Source organism: Novosphingobium sp. 1529 (assembly GCF_040544855.1).
GTDB lineage: Bacteria > Pseudomonadota > Alphaproteobacteria > Sphingomonadales > Sphingomonadaceae > Novosphingobium > Novosphingobium capsulatum.
This window is the reverse complement of record NZ_JBEPKW010000013.1, coordinates 49,448-62,845: the sequence shown is the minus strand read 5'-3', so window position 1 is coordinate 62,845 and position 13,398 is coordinate 49,448. Positions and strand designations below refer to the sequence as shown.

At 67.5% G+C, this 13,398-nt stretch carries 11 protein-coding genes; 8 read left to right on the top strand and 3 right to left on the bottom strand.

All coding sequences use genetic code 11. The features are described 5' to 3' along the window. Positions 1–21 precede the first annotated feature (21 nt). From ABIC78_RS18930 to ABIC78_RS18920, 3 genes are read right to left on the bottom strand one after another with little or no spacing between them, the layout of a single operon-like run. Positions 22–2,574 carry a TonB-dependent receptor domain-containing protein gene (locus tag ABIC78_RS18930; RefSeq protein ID WP_354491371.1) on the bottom strand — a complete coding sequence of 851 codons (2,553 nt, stop codon included), beginning with the start codon at positions 2,572–2,574 and terminating at the stop codon, positions 22–24. A 60-nt stretch (positions 2,575–2,634) separates the two neighbouring features. Further along, a complete protein-coding gene (locus tag ABIC78_RS18925) occupies positions 2,635–3,729 on the bottom strand; it encodes a FecR family protein (protein WP_354491369.1) in 1,095 nt (364 codons plus the stop codon). Continuing rightward, positions 3,726–4,325, bottom strand: coding sequence for a sigma-70 family RNA polymerase sigma factor (locus tag ABIC78_RS18920; RefSeq protein ID WP_354491367.1), 600 nt, complete (start codon positions 4,323–4,325; stop codon positions 3,726–3,728). Before ABIC78_RS18920 ends, ABIC78_RS18925 begins: the two co-directional genes overlap by 4 nt. A gap of 374 nt (positions 4,326–4,699) precedes the next feature. Here ABIC78_RS18920 and ABIC78_RS18915 point away from each other — a divergent pair, with 374 nt between their 5' ends. The 8 genes from ABIC78_RS18915 (at position 4,700) to trbL (ending at position 13,397) form a co-directional block, all read left to right on the top strand. Next, positions 4,700–6,742, top strand: a complete 2,043-nt coding sequence (locus ABIC78_RS18915; protein ID WP_354491365.1) for a conjugal transfer protein TraG — start codon at positions 4,700–4,702, stop codon at positions 6,740–6,742. A 2-nt stretch (positions 6,743–6,744) separates the two neighbouring features. Beyond that, the gene (locus ABIC78_RS18910; RefSeq protein ID WP_354491363.1) at positions 6,745–7,149 is read left to right on the top strand and encodes a YlcI/YnfO family protein; all 405 of its coding nucleotides are present in this window, start codon (positions 6,745–6,747) and stop codon (positions 7,147–7,149) included. Continuing rightward, positions 7,146–8,144 (top strand): P-type conjugative transfer ATPase TrbB, encoded by a 999-nt coding sequence (gene trbB / locus ABIC78_RS18905; RefSeq protein ID WP_354491361.1) that lies wholly within the window; start codon positions 7,146–7,148, stop codon positions 8,142–8,144. The genes ABIC78_RS18910 and trbB overlap by 4 nt, the downstream gene beginning before the upstream one ends. Then, positions 8,141–8,473: a TrbC/VirB2 family type IV secretion system protein gene (locus ABIC78_RS18900; RefSeq protein WP_354491359.1), complete on the top strand. Its 333-nt coding sequence runs from the start codon at positions 8,141–8,143 to the stop codon at positions 8,471–8,473. Before trbB ends, ABIC78_RS18900 begins: the two co-directional genes overlap by 4 nt. Continuing rightward, positions 8,470–8,754 carry a VirB3 family type IV secretion system protein gene (locus tag ABIC78_RS18895; protein ID WP_354491357.1) on the top strand — a complete coding sequence of 95 codons (285 nt, stop codon included), beginning with the start codon at positions 8,470–8,472 and terminating at the stop codon, positions 8,752–8,754. The genes ABIC78_RS18900 and ABIC78_RS18895 overlap by 4 nt, the downstream gene beginning before the upstream one ends. Next, positions 8,748–11,210, top strand: coding sequence for a conjugal transfer protein TrbE (gene trbE, locus ABIC78_RS18890; RefSeq protein ID WP_354491355.1), 2,463 nt, complete (start codon positions 8,748–8,750; stop codon positions 11,208–11,210). Before ABIC78_RS18895 ends, trbE begins: the two co-directional genes overlap by 7 nt. Before the next feature lie 2 nt (positions 11,211–11,212). Beyond that, entirely contained in the window at positions 11,213–11,965 is a 753-nt protein-coding gene (trbJ, locus tag ABIC78_RS18885) for a P-type conjugative transfer protein TrbJ (RefSeq protein WP_502915703.1), read from the top strand. A gap of 127 nt (positions 11,966–12,092) precedes the next feature. Then, a complete protein-coding gene (gene trbL / locus ABIC78_RS18880; protein ID WP_354491351.1) occupies positions 12,093–13,397 on the top strand; it encodes a P-type conjugative transfer protein TrbL in 1,305 nt (434 codons plus the stop codon). Position 13,398 lies beyond the last annotated feature (1 nt).

Genomic DNA, 13,398 nt, shown 5'->3' with positions numbered 1-13,398 from the left:
AGGAGAAGGGTCGGTCATCGCCTACCAGTCCTTGGTCAGCGAAACGCTGATGAAGCGCCCGATCGCGGACTGGTTGGTGGAATCGTAGCTGACATAATAGTCGGCCACGGCCCGGGCATAGGCGGGCTTGGCGTTGAACAGGTTGCGCACCGCGAGCGCAAAGCCCAGTCCCGGGATCGGCCCTTGCGGGGATGCGCGATAGACCAGCGCGAGATCGAACGTCGTCTGCGATGCGACTGCGACAGACGGACTGCTGCGGGTATCCTGGACAGGGCCGGTGTAATTGGCGAAGGCCGACGCGCTCAGCGAGTGGCGCGTCCATGTCGCGCCGGCGCGCCCCCGCCAGTGCGGTGGGTTGAAGATCGTCCCGGCCAGTTCGGTCACCGGTAGCGACGGGTCGAGCTGCTGGCGCGATTGCAGCCAGGACGCCGAACCGTTGAACACCAGCTTTTCATCCGCGCCAAGGTCCGCCTCGTAGCGCGCCGTGACATCGACACCCCGGATCTTCTGGCGGGCGACATTGAAGAAGGCGTTGTAGACAGAAGCGACGACAGCGCTGGGTTCATAGGCGAGACCGGAGTAGTTGTAGAGCGGCACCGGCGCTGCCGCGATCAGCGCGGCCTGCTCGGCAGCTGAAGGATAGGGATCGACGAAGCGGGCGAGCGTCTGACCACTGAGCGCCGTGTAGAAGTCGGTCCCCTGGAACGGCTGGGCCACCCTGTCGCGATAGGATATCTCGAAATAGCTGCCTTCCACCTGCAGCCCGGGCACGGCGCGCGGATGCGCCGTTGCGGTCACCGACCAGGAGGTGGCGCGCTCGGGCTTGAGTGCACGATTGCCGCCGTTGATGAGCAGCACCGTGGCATCGGCAGGGTAGCCCGTGCCGCCGAGCGTCGTTGCGGCATAGAGAAAGGCATATTGCGGCTGGTATTGCTGGTAGAGCGTGGCCGCCTTGAAGGACTTGCCCCAGGATGCCTTGACATCGATATCCGGGCTCGGCGCGTAGATCGCACCCAGCTTGGGCGTCAGCACCGCGTCGATCCCCGGATATCTCTCGTAGCGCAGGGCACCGCTCAGCGACAGGCGGTGGATGGCAGTGATCGCTTGCCCGGGCGCCACCAGCGGGACGTAGATCTCGCCAAAGCCATAGTAGCTGTCCTGATGGGCGTCGATCGGGGCAGGCAAGCTGACGGAGCGGTTGAGGTAACCGTTACCGCGATAACCGGCCCCGGCAGCAAAGCGGATTGCGCCCGCCGGGAGGTCGAAAAGGTCGCCCTGCGCGCTTGCTTCCAGCGACTTCACCGAATTGCAGTAACAGTAGGGGTAGGCGCTGACCGCACCGGCCGCCGTGATGGTGAACTGCCTGGTGTCGGTATGATCCTCGCCGTAGACACCGCTCAGGGCAAAGGTAAGCGAAGGCGATGCGGCGAACGTCAGCGACGGCGCGATCGAGAACGACTGGTTGGTCGGCTCGGTTGTATAGCGCGAGCTGCCGGGGACCTGCAGGACCGTGGCCGAGCGCCGCCAGTTGTAGAGTCCATCGATGCTGAATGTCAGGTCGGGCGCCAGGGCCTGGTGGAGGCTCAGCACGGCACTGTGCCGCGTCAGGCCGGGCAGCAGCGTGGTATTGCCCGGCATGTACTGGGTAAAGCTGCGCTGTCGCGCCGTAATCGCGGTATCCTTCTCGAAGTCGTACGTCGCGATGAGACCGCCGCCGTTCCAGGTGGTTCCGGCCACGAGGCTGTACTGCTGCTGCGTGTCGCCGCCATCGGTCGCGCCGCCAACCCGCGCCGTGGTGGAAACCCCGTCATAGTCCTTGCGCAAGATGATGTTGGCAACGCCGCCGACCGCGTCCGAACCATAGATTGCCGAGGCGCCGTCGGCGACGATCTCGATGCGCTCGACCGCGGCCAGCGGGATCGCGTTGACGTCGATCGCCTGGGTGAACGAACCATAGGCCAAGCGATGGCCGTTGAGCAGAGTCAGCGTGGCATCGGGTCCGAGCCCGCGCAGATTGATGCTCGAGGCCGAGTTCTGGTTGTTGTTGCTCCCCGGCGCGCCCGGCGCGACCCCCGGATTCTGTCCTCCGGCAAAGCTTTGCGGCAGGGTGCGAACCGCTTCGCCGAGATCGCTCTGGCCGGCCTGGGCGATGTCGGTGCTGCTGAGCGTGATGACCGGCGAGGCCGGCGGGGCGCCCCGGATGCGCGAGCCGGTCACCACGATTGCGCCAACCTCCCCCGCGTGGTCCGCTACCGCTTGCGGCGCCTGCGATCGCCCCACGACAAGGACACTCCCGTCGCGTTCCACGGTGACAAGGCCACTGCCCGCGAGCAGGAGGTCGAGCGCCTCGCGGAACGTGTAGGCACCATCGATCGGGCTGGACGTCTTGCCGGCGACGACCTCGGGCGTAAAAATGATCTCGCGCCGGGATGCGCTGCCCAGCGCGCGCAACGCATCGCCGAGGCTTTGCGCGGGCACGTGCAGCTGCTGGCGCGCTTCCTGGGCCGCGGCAGGAACGGCCAGCGCCCACAGGCTCGCCGCAAGCAAGAATGCATTCGATCTCTGGTGTTTCATGGATACCCCCCTGGTGCCATTACAGGCCGTTCGGGGGTATCCATGCCGGCCCGGCGGAATTTATGAGGGTGGGCAGGAATTTTTTGCGCCGCGCGTGCACCGGTGGGCGAGCACAATGGCGGACGGGCTTTCCTCGAGCGACAGATCGAGCAGGGCGGCAAGGTTGCCGGCGAGCCGGTCCGGCTCGCGGATGCGGAACGTACCCGAGACGCGCAGATCGCCCAGCGCTGGGTCGGCCAGGTCGATCGGCCTGGCGGCGTAGCGATTGGCTTCCGCGATAAGCTCGCGCAAGGGCACGTCGGTGAAATCGCGCAACGCGCTCGGCCAATCCGTGCGGGCCAGAGGCGTAACGTGCGGCGCGCTGTCACCAACGCCGCCGATCGCGAGGCCATGGCCGGCGCTGAGCCGGATGACCGCACCGCCGCTCCGGGACGATGCGGCCGTGGTGCCGACGGCAGGCGGCTGGCGAACGTCGACCACGCCTTCGATGAGATCGACACTGGCACCGGCCGCGCCGCGCAGTGCCACGTCGAAGATCGTGCCGCGGGCGAGGATCGAACCTCCGCCGGCGGTCACGACGAAAGGACGCGGCTCGTGCGCGACAAAGAAGCGCGCGCGCCCGCGGAGCAGAGCCAGATCGCGCCGCTGCGCCGAGAGGGCCACCTGCACGCGGCTGTCGGCATCGAGGATCACCCGCGACCCGTCGGCAAGACGGAATTCGCGCACATCGCCAGGTGCCGTAACGAGACTGGTCGCCTCACTGCCCGGCGCTGCAGGCCCGCTCGCCGCGATCAACGGATGGCGCGGCCCGATGGCGCGCATGGCGCTGGTGGTCAGCGCGATCACCATGGGCACGGCAATGACGCAGAGGACCAGCACGAGGAGCGGGCTGCCGATGATCCGCCCCAGCTTCGCCGTGCCGAGACGCCGGGCGGCCTTGCCAGGATCGGGCGCAGCGGATGATGGCTTGAGCCCTTTTCCGAGGCTGAACACTTCGCTGACATGGTTGTAGGCCTGGCGATGCGCCGGATCGGCCAGGAGCCAGGTCTCGAAATGCGCACGCTGCGCTTCGGCCTCGGGTCCGCGCATGAGCGCGAACCACATGGCCGCATCTTCGCGCAATTCGCGCATCCGCAGTCGATCGATCTGGGTCATTCGCTTTCAAGAGCCGTGGAGATGTGGGCCAGCGCCCGCCCGACATGATACTGGACGGTCGGAATGCTGATGCCGAGCCGCTCGGCGATTTCGCGATAGGTCAGCTCTTCGAGGCGGTGAAGCAGAAAGGCCGCGCGGGTTCGCTCGGGCAGGCTCTGCACCGCCGCCGCGTAGCGCGCCATGACATCGGCGTGGGCAAGATCGTCCTCCTGCGACGCTGGCACGGCGATCTCGCCAGCCGCCTCGATGGGAATGTGGGAAGCCGCCATGCGGCGCGCGCAGCGCCGGCTTCGCTCGAACAGCAGGTTGCGGGCAATGCGCTGCAGATAGGGCGCGGGATGGGCAAGGGTTTCGCGCGCCATGAAAGCGGCAAGCCGGGTGAAAGCCTCCTGGACCAGATCGGGCGCCTCGTCCCCCTCGCCCAGCCGGCGGCGAAAGAAGCGCGCGAGGCGCGGCGCTTCGGTGCGGTAAAGCCCGTCGATCCGGCCGGCATCGCCCCCCTGCTCTGCATCCGGAGCGGTCCCGGAGTCCGGCTCGGCGGCCGGCGCCGCAAGTCGGCGTTCGCCGGCAAGCGCCCGGGCATGTCGCATTGGCATGGAAACGCGAGACCTCGACGGGCCAGCAGGCATCGCGCCCCGGGACAATCCGGAGTTGGCGATAGCTGAGCGACGCGCGAGGTCTTCGAAAGAACCCCTGCCATCCGACCACCGGGTCAGATGTAGTGATGCCTGGCAGAACAGGAGGAAGGCGGGTGCCGGCGATCAACGCCTCCGCTGCCCATGATACGCAATCATCTGCGCCACGCAAGTCTTGGCGCACCCCTCGCCGATGGCGACGCCGCACCCAGGTCGCGACGGACATCGGCGAGCAGGCTCGCGACCCCAGCCAGCATCTCACCCTGGCAGCCGACCCGTGTGATCCTCAGCCCTGACCGCGCCCTTGAGAATCTCGGGTGCGGTCGGAGGCACGCATGACCCCGACCAAACTGCTCATCGGCCAGATTCTTGTCGTCTTCGCGATCGTCGTCGCGAGCATGTGGACGGCCACGCAATGGGCCGCCGCCCGGCTGCTCTACCAATCCGAACTCGGGCATCCCTGGTTCGAGCTGCTCGGCACACCGATCTATCACCCCTGGTCGATCTTCCCATGGTGGTTTTCCTACGACGCCTACGCCCCGGCGATCTTCGACAAGGCGGGGGCCTTGGCGGCCACGGGCGGATTCCTCGGCTGCGGCGCAGCCGTGTTCGGGTCGCTGTGGCGCGCGCGCCAGTCGGGCAGCGTCACGACCTATGGCTCGGCGCGCTGGGCCGGCCTCAAGGATATTGCCAAGGCCGGGCTGCTGGGCGGCAAGGGCGTGGCGCTCGGCCGCGTCGGTGACCACTACCTGCGCCACGATGGCCCCGAACATGTGATGGCGTTCGCCCCCACCCGCTCGGGCAAGGGCGTGGGCCTGGTCGTGCCGACCCTGCTGTCGTGGACCGGCTCGGCCATTGTCCACGACATCAAGGGCGAGAACTGGGAGCTCACGGCCGGCTGGCGGTCGCGTTTCTCCCATTGCCTGCTGTTCAACCCGACCGATGCGCGCTCGGCGCGCTACAACCCGCTCCTGGAAGTGCGCCGCGGCCGAGACGAAGTGCGCGACGTCCAGAATATCGCGGATATTCTGGTCGATCCGGAAGGCGCGCTCGAACGGCGCAGCCATTGGGAGAAGACCAGCCATGCCCTGCTGGTCGGTGCGATCCTTCACGTCCTTTATGCCGAGGAAGAAAAGACGCTGGCGCGGGTGGCGACGTTCCTGTCCGATCCCCAGCGTCCGTTTAAAGCAACTCTTCGCCGTATGATGACCACCAATCACCTGGGCAGCGAAGAGGCGCCTGCGGTTCATCCGGTCGTGGCCTCCGCCGCGCGCGAACTGCTCAACAAGAGCGAGAACGAGCGCTCGGGTGTGCTCTCGACCGCCATGTCGTTCCTCGGCCTCTACCGCGATCCCACCATCGCCGCGGTCACGTCGGCCAGCGACTGGCGGATCGCCGATCTGACGCAAGCGCCCCATCCCGTCTCGCTCTACCTCGTCGTGCCCCCGTCCGACATCAGCCGGACCAAGCCGCTCATCCGCCTGATCCTCAACCAGATCGGGCGACGTCTGACGGAGACGCTGCACGCCTGCGAGCCGAACCACTGCGGCGATACCAAGCGGCACCGCCTGCTGATGATGCTCGACGAATTCCCTGCATTGGGCCGCCTCGATTTCTTCGAGACCAGCCTGGCTTTTCTCGCCGGCTATGGCGTCCGCGCGTTCCTGATCGCCCAGAGCCTCAACCAGATCGAGAAGGCCTATGGCGAGCACAACGCCATTCTCGACAACTGCCATGTCCGCATCGCCTTTGCCAGCAACGACGAGCGCACTGCCAAGCGCATTTCGGACGCGCTCGGGACGGCGACCGAACAGCGCGCGATGCGCAATTATGCCGGCCATCGCCTTGCCCCCTGGCTGGCCCATGTCATGGTCAGCCGCCAGGAGACGGCGCGCGCCCTGCTGACGCCTGGCGAAGTGATGCAGCTCAGTCCGGCGGACGAACTGGTGCTGGTTTCGGGGCATCCGCCGATCCGTGCCAGGAAGCTGCGCTATTATGAGGATCAGGCGTTTTCCGAGCGGGTACTTGCCGCACCAGCGCTGGACCAAGCCGGCTCTCCCGACCTTCCGCCGGCCCGCGGCAACCCCTGGGCCGGACAGGTGCGAGGGGCCGACGAGCGCCTGGCCATCGTAGCCGATGCGCAGGCCCCCGCCGAAGATGGCGGCCTGGAGCAAGCCCGCCATCCGGCGCCCGAGATCGCGCCGGCATCTCCGCCGGCGCCGGAGCCGGTCGATCCCCTCGGCCTGGGTGATGACGATGGTGACGGCACTGTCGAGCGCCACGCCCTGGACCGCGTGCAGACCATGGGTGCCGCGCGCACCGTCTACGGTCTCGATGCCGGCAGCGCCCGGCCCGATGACCTGCGGCTGGATTTCTGACCATGGCGCCCAAGGTCCGCCACCAGCTGTTCCTGCCCGCGCCGCTGAGCGAGCGGCTCGAGGCACTTGCCACCAGGCCGGGGACATCCAAGTCCGCGATCCTAGCCGATGCCGTCACGGCCTGGCTCGATCGGCGCGGTGCCTCCGAACTGGAAGATCGCTTCGCGATCCGGCTGGACCGGATGAGCCTGGCGATCGGGCGGATCGAGCGCGACACCCACGTCGTCCTCGAGGCGCTCGCCCTGTTCATCCGCTTCGAGCTCTCCATCCAGGCACCGCTGGCCGAAGACGACCAGGCTGGCCGGGCGCTGGCGGCCAGGCGCTTCGAGGCCTTCGTGCACCAGGTTCGCCGCCAGGTTGCCACCGGACGCCGCACGCTCCAGCCGATAACGGACGAGCAGCCATGACAGAAAGCCTGTCTGCCCAGCGCCGCAGGCGCATGCTCGTTACTGCTCTGGGTGCCGACATTGCCGATGCCATGACCGATCCCACGGTCGTGGAGATCATGGTCAATCCCGATGGCGCTCTGCGCCTTGACCGGCTTGGCGAAGGGCGCACGGACACGGGCCGGCAGCTGCCCCGCGATCAGGTCGAGCGCATCATCCGCCTGGTGGCCAGCCACGCCCGGGCCGAAGTCCACAGCGACTGGCCGATCATCTCGGCCGAATTGCCGCCCCATGGCGAAGGACGCGCCGGCGAACGCTTCGAAGGCGTCCTGCCGCCGGTGTCGCCCGCGCCCTGCTTCGCGATCCGCAAGCCGGCGCGGCGCCTCCATACCCTCGCCGACTATGTCGCGGACGGCATGATGAGCACGGCGGTTGCCGATGCCCTTCGCGCGGCGGTGACCGCGCGCCGCAATATCCTTGTCGCCGGCGGCACCAGCTCGGGCAAGACCACGCTGGCCAACGCGCTGCTCGCCGAGATGGCGCCGGGCCAGGCCGGGCGCGATGCCCGTGTCATCCTGATCGAGGACACGCGCGAGCTCCAGTGCCCTCTGCCCGATACGGTCGCCCTGCGCACCCGCCCGCCACACGTCACGATGAGCGACCTGGTCCGATCGACGCTGCGCCTACGGCCCGATCGGATCGTCGTGGGCGAAGTCCGCGGCCCCGAGGCGCTCGACATGCTCAAGGCCTGGAACACGGGACATCCCGGCGGGGTGGCGACGATCCACGCCAACAGCGCGGCAGCCGCGCTCACCCGCCTGGAACAGCTGTGCCAGGAGGCGGTGATCACCGTTCCGCGCCCGCTTATTGCCGAAGCGATCGATGTCATCGTGTTCATCGCCGGCCGCGGCATCGACCGCCGCGTCGCGACCGTCGCGGAAGTTACCGGCCTCTCGCCCGCGACCGGACTCTACGAACTCACCGAGCTCAACATCCCCCCAACCCAGGAGACATGACCATGACACTTTCCCAAGTACGCACCCATGGCCTGCGTGCCGCGTGCACCGCGCTCGCACTGACGCTGGCCGGCCAAGTCCAGGCGGCCGGCTCGGGCATGCCGTGGGAAGAACCGCTCGAGAAGTTGCTGGAATCCGTACAAGGCCCGGTGGCCAAGATCGTGGCGGTAATCATCATCATCGTCACGGGCCTGACTCTGGCCTTCGGCGAGACAGCCGGCGGATTTCGCCGCCTCATCCAGATCGTGTTCGGGCTGTCGATCGCGTTTGCCGCGTCCAGCTTCTTTCTCTCCTTCTTCAGCTTCGGCGGCGGAGCGCTCATCGCATGATCGCCCCGAACCCCGCCAGCACCGCGCATATCGCCGGCTTCGAAGTGCCGATCCATAGCGCCCTGGGCAGTCCCCTGCTGCTCGGCGGCGCGCCGCGCGGGATAGCGATCGTCAACGGCACGCTGGCGGCAGCGATCGGCCTGGGTCTCCAGCAATGGCTTGCCGGCCTCGCCCTCTGGGCGGTCGGGCACAGCGTCGCGGTCATGGCCGCGCGCCGCGACCCGAGCTTCGCCCCTGTCCTTATCCGCCATCTTGTCCAGAAGGGCTATCTGGCATGCTGAGCCTGCGGGAATATCGCGACCGCGCGGAGCGCCTTGCTGACCATCTGCCCTGGGCCGCGCTGGTGGCACCTGGCGTCGTCCTCAACAAGGATGGCAGCTTCCTGCGCGTGCTCGCATTCCGCGGGCCCGATCTCGAGTCCGCGACGGAAGCCGAGCTCGTCGCAGCCTGCGCCAGGGCCAACAATGCCCTGAAGCGGCTGGGCAGCGGCTGGGCCCTGTTCTTCGAGGCCGAGCGCTGCGAAAGCTGCGCCTACCCGCACAGCGATTTCCCCGATGCCGCAAGCTGGCTGGTGGACGCGGAACGGCGCGCGGCTTTCGAGGCCGAAGGCACGCATTTTGAGAGCCGCTACCATCTCAGCCTCACGTGGCTGCCACCTGGTGACGCGCAGGACAGCGCCGGGCGGTCGCTCGTCGAACGTCCCGAAGCTGAGAAGGAGCGTGACTGGCGCGGCGCCCTCGCGCACTTCATCGCCGAAACCGATCGCCTGTGCGACCTGCTGTCCGGGTTCATGGCCGATGTTCACCCGCTGGACGACGACGCCACGCTGACTTTCCTGCACGGCACCATCTCGGATCGACAGCACCCGGTGCGTGCGCCCGACACACCGATGTACCTTGACGGCCTGCTCGCCGACACGCCGCTCACGGGCGGCCTCGCGCCGCGGCTTGGCAATCTGCATGTGCGAACCCTGACCATCCTCGGCTTTCCCACCATGAGCCGCCCGGGCATTCTCGACGCGCTCAATCACCAGGACTTCGGTTATCGCTGGGTCACCCGCTTCCTTGCCCTCGACAAGACGCTCGCGACCAGGACCCTGACGAGCCTGCGCCGGCAGTGGTTCAACAAGCGCAAATCGATCACCGCGTTGCTGCGCGAAGTGCTCTACAACAGCCCCGCGCAGCTGCTCGACAGCGACGCCGACAACAAGGTCGCCGATGCCGACGCGGCGCTGCAGGCCCTGGGCGGCGATCATGTCGCTTTCGGCTATCTCACCACCACGATCACGGTCACCGACGAGCAACTGGGCGCTGTCGAAGAGAAAGTCCGCTGCGTCGAGCGCATCGTCAACGGTCTCGGCTTCACCTGCATTCGTGAGGGCGTGAATGCGGTCGAGGCATGGCTCTCGTCGCTCCCGGGACAAGTCTACGCGAACGTGCGGCAGCCGCTCGTCCATACCTTGAACCTCGCCCATCTCATGCCGCTCTCGGCGGTCTGGGCCGGACCGGACAGCAACCGTCACCTTGCCGGCCCACCCCTGCTGCTGGCCAAGACGGCTGGATCGACACCGTTTCGCCTCTCGACCCATGTCGACGATGTCGGCCACATGATGGTGGTTGGGCCGACTGGCGCGGGCAAGTCGGTACTGCTCAGCCTGATCGCGCTGCAGTTCCGGCGCTATCGCGGCGCGCAGGTCTACATTTTCGACAAGGGCAATTCGGCCCGCGCGGCGGTGCTGGCGATGGGCGGTGCGCATCATGCGCTCGGCAGCATCGAAACCGACGGGCAGGCGCTCGCCTTCCAGCCACTCGCCGGCATCGACGACCTGGCCGAACGGGCCTGGGCAGCACAATGGATCGCCGCTCTACTCGAACACGAGCGTGTCGCCGTCGATCCTGCCGTGAAGGACGCGCTGTGGACGGCATTGGGCAGCCTCGCCTCGGCGCCGCGCGAGGAGCGGACCATGACCGGGCTTGCCCTCCTGCTCCAGTCGAACGCGCTGCGTGTCGCACTCCAGCCCTATACGCTGGAGGGACCATACGGCGCGCTGCTCGATGCCGCCGAGCAACGGCTTGCGTTTGCCGACGTGCAATGCTTCGAGACCGAGATGCTGCTGGGCATGGGCGCAGCTGTCGCGCCGGTGCTGACCTATCTCTTTCACCGGCTCGAGGAACGCTTCGACGGGCGACCAACCCTGCTCATCCTCGACGAGGCCTGGATCTTCCTCGACCATCCGCTGTTTGCCGCCCGCATCCGCGAATGGCTCAAGACCCTGCGCAAGAAGAACGTGGCGGTGCTCTTCGCGACGCAGAGCCTGGCCGACATCGCCGATAGCAGCATAGCGCCCGCCATCATAGAAAGCTGCCCGCAGCGGATATTGCTGCCCAACGACCGCGCCATCGAACCGCAGTCGCGCGCCGCCTACGAGCGGTTCGGCCTCAACGACCGGCAGATCGAGGTGGTCAGCCGGGCCACCCCCAAGCGACATTATTATCTGCAATCGGCGCGCGGCAACCGCTTGTTCGAACTCGGCCTGGGTCCGATCGCACTGGCGCTCTGCGGCGCGTCCGATCCCGCCAGCCAGAAGCGCATCGACGCCCTTCTCGCCGAACACGGCACGGAGGGCTTCGCTGGCCACTTCCTGCGCTCTGTCGATCTGGCCTGGTCGGCCGACCTGATCGGCGCGTTTCCCGGCGCCCAATCCACCCCTTCCCGAACTCCAGCCCCCGGAGAATGACCATGACCAGAACGCTGTCTTTCAAGAAACCACTCATCGCTGGCGCACTCGGCAGCACCATTATCGCTGCGCTCGGCTTCGTCACACTCGCGCCAAGCGAGCCGGCCCGGGCGCAATGGACCGTGTTCGATCCCTCGAACTACAGCCAGAACATCCTCACTGCCGCGCGCACGCTCGAGCAGATCAACAACCAGATCCGCATGCTGCAGAACCAGGCGCAGAGCCTTACCAACCAAGCCAAAAACCTGACGACGATCAGCTTCCCCGAGTTGCAGGCGCTCCAGCAGACCATGCAACAGATCGACCAGTTGATGGGCCAGGCGCAGGGCATCCAGTTCAAGGTCGCCAGCCTCGACCAGCAATTCCGCTCGCTCTACCCCGACAGCTCCGCGCAAAGCCTGACCACCAGCCAGCAGGTGCAAAGCGCCCGGGCGCGGATGGACACCGCACGCGCGGCCTTCGCGCAGACCATGGCCGTGCAGTCCCAGGTCGTCGAGAATATCGCCGCCGACCAGGCGACGCTGACCGGCATCGTCGCGCGCAGCCAAGGCGCCGAAGGGGCGCTGCAGGCCAGCCAGGCGACCAACCAGCTTCTCGCCTTGGTCGCCAAGCAGCAATTCCAGATCCAGACGCTGATGGCAGCGCAATATCGCGCCGAGGCGATCGAGCGGGCGAACCAGACCCAGTCGCGCAGCGATGCCCGGAGCGCCTCGGCGAAATTCCTCGGCTCCGGCCGTGCCTATACCCCCCACTAGGCACGGCCGGCCAGGGCGGCGGCGATACCGCGCACCTCTCGCCGCCGTCGCCGCGGGATCCGGTTCCCGCTCCCCAAGACTGGGTCCCGCGGCACCTTTTTGAAGCCAGCATCAGGACGCGAAGCACATGGGCGACCTCAACATCATCGACCAGTTCATGGCGGCCTTCATCCGCTATATCGACAGCGGGTTCGGGCTCCTGGGCGGCGATGTCAGCTTTCTGACGCGCACGCTGATCGCGCTCGACGTCACGCTGGCCGGGTTGTTCTGGGCGCTGGGCGGCGAAGACAACGTGCTCGGCCGGCTGATCCGCAAGATCCTCTACATCGGCGCTTTCGCGTTCATCATCAACAGCTTCTCGACGCTATCGGACGTGATCTTCCGCTCGTTCGCCCAGGCCGGCGTGACCGCTGGCGGTGGGACGATCACCGCTGCCGATCTGCTCAAGCCCGGCCGCCTTGCCGGGACCGGCTTCTCCGCCGCCTGGCCGCTGCTGCAGCAGGTCAACCAGTACCTCGGCTTCACGACGTTCTTCGACAATTTCCTGACGATAGTCGTGCTGCTGGTCGCCTGGCTAATCGTGATCCTCGCCTTCTTCATCCTCGCCGTGCAGATGTTCGTCACGATCCTCGAGTTCAAACTGACGAGCCTCGCCGGCTTCATCCTCGTGCCTTTCGCGCTGTGGAACCGCACCAGCTTTCTCGCCGAACGCGTCCTGGGCAATGTGGTGTCCTCGGGCATCAAGGTCATGGTGCTCGCGGTCATCGTCGGCATCGGCTCGAACTACTTCACCCAGTTCACCACCGCGCTGCATGGCCAGGAACCCGACATCGGCCAGGCCATGAGCCTGGTGCTGGCCAGCCTGGCTCTGCTCGGGCTTGGCATCTTTGGCCCCAGTATCGCATCGGGCTTGGTCGCCGGTGCGCCGCAGCTGGGCGCGGGCGCCGCGTTCGGTACCGCACTTGGCGCAGGCGGAGCCCTGTATCTCGGCGGCGCAGGGGTGGCCGGCGCGGCGCGCGGTCTCGCCGCAGCCGGCCTTGGCGCCGTGCGGGCCGGCACGGCGATGGGGTCGGCCGCCTCGACCGCCTACAGCCTCGGGCAGCAGGGCGCCGGCTCGTCCAGCGTCGGCGCCGGGATCGGCGGCATGGCAAGCGCTGCGGCCGGTGCCGCGCGGTCGCGCCTCTCCGCCGCGCTCGGTCTGGGCGAGGCCGCCGAGTCCGGCCGCCGGGCCGCGTTCAACGCGATGACCGGGCAGACGGCTTCCACCGCCGCGGAAACCTCGGACAACGCATCGGTCATGCCCGGTTGGGCGCGCGCGATGCAAGCCCAACAGAGCACCCGCCACCACCGCCAGACCGCCCTGCACGCCATCCAATCGGGCGATCGTGGCGGACACGGCGCAACCCCCGACATCAAGGAAAGGGAGGACTGAT